Here is a 3,198-nt window from a genome sequence, read left to right as displayed (position 1 = left end):
GTCCATCGTCGGCCTCGGCGTCGCCACACAGGTGACGCTCGGCTGGGGCGAGATCGGCACAGTCGCCGGCATGGTCATCACCGGCAAGAACCTGTTCATATGCGGCCTGATCGGCCTCGTGGTGACCGGTCTCATCGTCGTCATCACCGAGTACTACACCGGCACCAACAAGCGCCCGGTCAACTCCATCGCTCAGGCGTCGGTCACCGGTCACGGCACCAACGTCATCCAGGGCCTTGCGGTCTCGCTGGAATCGACGGCGCTGCCGGCGATCGTCATCGTCGGCGGCATCATCTCGACCTATCAGCTTGCCGGCCTCTTCGGTACGGCGATCGCGGTCACGACGATGCTCGGTCTTGCCGGCATGATCGTTGCGCTCGACGCCTTCGGCCCGGTCACCGACAATGCCGGCGGCATTGCCGAAATGGCCGGCCTGCCCAAGGAAGTGCGCCAGTCCACCGACGCGCTCGACGCGGTCGGCAACACCACCAAGGCGGTGACCAAGGGCTACGCCATCGGTTCGGCCGGTCTCGGCGCACTGGTGCTGTTTGCCGCCTACTCGAACGACCTGAAGTTCTTTGCCGCCAATGGCGACAAATATCCCTACTTCCAGGGCATGGGCGAGATCTCCTTCGATCTCTCCAACCCCTACGTCGTCGCCGGCCTGATCTTCGGCGGCTTGATCCCATATCTGTTCGGCGGCATCGCCATGACGGCCGTCGGCCGCGCGGCGGGCGCCATCGTTGAGGAAGTGCGCAAGCAGTTCCGCGAGGATCCGGGCATCATGGCCGGCACCTCGAAGCCGAACTACGCACGCGCGGTCGATCTGCTGACCAAGGCGGCGATCCGCGAGATGATCATCCCGTCGCTGCTGCCGGTGCTGGCACCGCTCGTGGTCTATTTCGGCGTGCTGTTGATCTCGGGCTCGAAGGCGTCCGCCTTTGCAGCGCTGGGTGCCTCGTTGCTCGGCGTCATCGTCAATGGCCTGTTCGTCGCCATCTCGATGACCTCTGGCGGCGGTGCCTGGGACAACGCCAAGAAGTCCTTCGAAGACGGCTTTGTCGACAAGGACGGCGTCAAGCATCTCAAGGGTTCCGAGGCGCACAAGGCTTCGGTGACAGGCGACACGGTCGGCGATCCCTACAAGGACACCGCTGGCCCGGCCGTCAACCCGGCGATCAAGATCACCAACATCGTCGCGCTCTTGCTGCTGGCCGTGCTCGCGCACGGCTGATCAAGGCTTCAGCCCGAAAAAACCCGCGGGAGCGATCCCGCGGGTTTTTTGTTGAGGCAAAGCCAAACTATCCTTCAGCGCTCGCTTTCGCCCGGTCTTCGCAATGCGTGCGCTGGCACCTTATGCCGGGCCCAGCGTCGTGTTTTCAGTGGTGGCCACTGCAGCATGCCAGTGGCCGTGCCCTGACTGGTGACCCATAACAAAAACCCGCAGGATCGCTCCCGCGGGTTTTTGGTCGCCTGAGATGACGAGGCTTCCGGGAATGGAAGCCGAAGGGAACTACACGCCGCCGCCGGGACTGCCGGGCGCCAGCTTGCTGGCACCGTTGATGACCTGGCTGAGGAAGTTCTGGTCCTTGCCGCCGGTCGGTGTGGTGCGCGAGATGAAGTCGAACATCTTGCCATCCTTCTTCCCGTAATTGGCGATCTGGGTGACACGGCCATCGGCGCCGAAATAGACAGCCAGCACATGCTGGTCAATGAGCCGTGGCTTGTCGAAGGCGACGTAGCGCTTGCGCGTCTGCGAAATGTAATAGAATGCCTCGTTGTCGAAGGTCGCGGTCGTCGACGGCGTGCCGAGCGCCAGAAGCACCTGCTCGCGGCTCGAACCGACCGGCACCAGGTCGATTGCCTGCTGGTCTATGACGTAACCTTGCGTCAGCGTCTCGCTCGGGCTGAGATCGCCCATCATCTTGGAGGTGTGGCAGGCGGACAGTGCCGAAACGATCATCAGCAGCGAGATCGCGCCGGCGGGCCTGGACGAGAAGGTCGACTTGAAATTCAGCGCGCGCAACAACAACTCCATTAGCTGGCCGCAACTTGCGCTGGGCCGCGAAACCGGTAAACCAGCTTGCTTGCCGATGCAACAAGCCCACTTCAACAAACGGTCCCCAGGAGACCATCCCCAATGTTCCAGCGCTTTTTTGGCCGCGAACGCTACGCCAACCGCGCTATCACCGAGGCGCTTTACGCACAAATCGTGGCGGCGGCGCGGCAGACTGTGTTTTATTCCCACTGGAATGTGCCAGATACGCCGCTTGGCCGTTTCGAGATGCTGTCGCTGCACATGTTCCTGTTCCAGCACAGGTTGCGCGGGGAGAGCGGTGCGGCGCAAGAGGTCGCCCAGGTGCTGATCGACGAGTTCTTCCTTGACGTCGACCATTCGTTGCGGGAATTGGGCATTGGCGACGTTGGCGTGCCCAAACGCATGAAAAAACTGGCAAAGATGTTTTATGGCCGTACCGCTGCCTATGATGATGCCCTGGAAAGAAACGACCATGACGGGCTGACCGCGGCTCTTGCCCGCAATGTCCGGCCCGACACGGGCGCCTGGGCGGAAGCATCGCTGCTGGCCAACTATGTTACCGACGCGCGCAGTCATCTGGCCGCGCAGCCATCCGAATCGATTGTCTCCGGCACGCTGACCTTTCCCGCCGCCAAGGAGGTTGAACAATGAAGCATGTTGACCCGCAAAGCCCGGTCTCCTTCCGCGCCAACATTACGCGCCTGCCGCAGAAGGGCCTGCCGCTGGTTATCGAGGCCGATGCCGCACAGCGTGCGGCACTGGCCGAGGAGCACGGGCTGATTTCGGTCGAATCCTATCGCGCCGAGCTTCTGGTCGCGTCATGGAAGCGCAATGGCGTGAAGATCAGCGGCCGCGTCGAGGCCGACATCACTCAGGCCTGCATCGTCACGCTCGAGCCTGTCGAAGCACATATCGACGAACCGGTCGAAGCGCTGCTGCTGCCCGAGGATTCCAAGCTCGGACGGCAGGGCTTCGATGGTGGCGGCGAGATCCTGCTCGATGCGGAAGGCCCTGACAGTCCAGAGACATTTTCCGGTGACACGATCGATGTCGGGGCACTCGCCGAACAGTATTTCGGGCTCGCCATCGACCCCTATCCGCGTAAGCAGGGCGCATCGCTCAATGCCGGCAGCGAGACCGAACCGGCGGAGAATGAATTT

4 protein-coding genes are annotated in these 3,198 nt (G+C 62.5%); 3 read left to right on the top strand and 1 reads right to left on the bottom strand.

Going from position 1 to position 3,198, the window contains the following annotated elements; all coding sequences use genetic code 11:
* Positions 1–1,234: sodium/proton-translocating pyrophosphatase (locus EN964_RS29915; RefSeq protein ID WP_206528778.1), on the top strand; the 1,234-nt coding region annotated here is incomplete at its 5' end.
* A 279-nt stretch (positions 1,235–1,513) separates the two neighbouring features.
* Here EN964_RS29915 and EN964_RS29910 read toward each other — a convergent pair.
* Complete coding sequence (locus tag EN964_RS29910; protein ID WP_127277097.1) at positions 1,514–2,026, bottom strand: outer membrane protein assembly factor BamE; 513 nt, start codon at positions 2,024–2,026, stop codon at positions 1,514–1,516.
* A 114-nt stretch (positions 2,027–2,140) separates the two neighbouring features.
* On the opposite strand from EN964_RS29910, the gene EN964_RS29905 reads away from it, so the two are divergent.
* Positions 2,141–2,689: a ubiquinol-cytochrome C chaperone family protein gene (locus EN964_RS29905; protein ID WP_127267861.1), complete on the top strand. Its 549-nt coding sequence runs from the start codon at positions 2,141–2,143 to the stop codon at positions 2,687–2,689.
* Positions 2,686–3,198: DUF177 domain-containing protein (locus EN964_RS29900; protein ID WP_164776085.1), on the top strand; the 513-nt coding region annotated here is incomplete at its 3' end. The genes EN964_RS29905 and EN964_RS29900, both read left to right, overlap by 4 nt.

It is taken from the genome of Mesorhizobium sp. M7A.F.Ca.CA.001.10.2.1 (assembly GCF_003998575.1).
Taxonomy (GTDB): Bacteria; Pseudomonadota; Alphaproteobacteria; order Rhizobiales; family Rhizobiaceae; genus Mesorhizobium.
The sequence above is the reverse complement of the archived record's forward strand: the minus strand, read 5'-3'. Positions and strand labels throughout refer to the sequence as shown.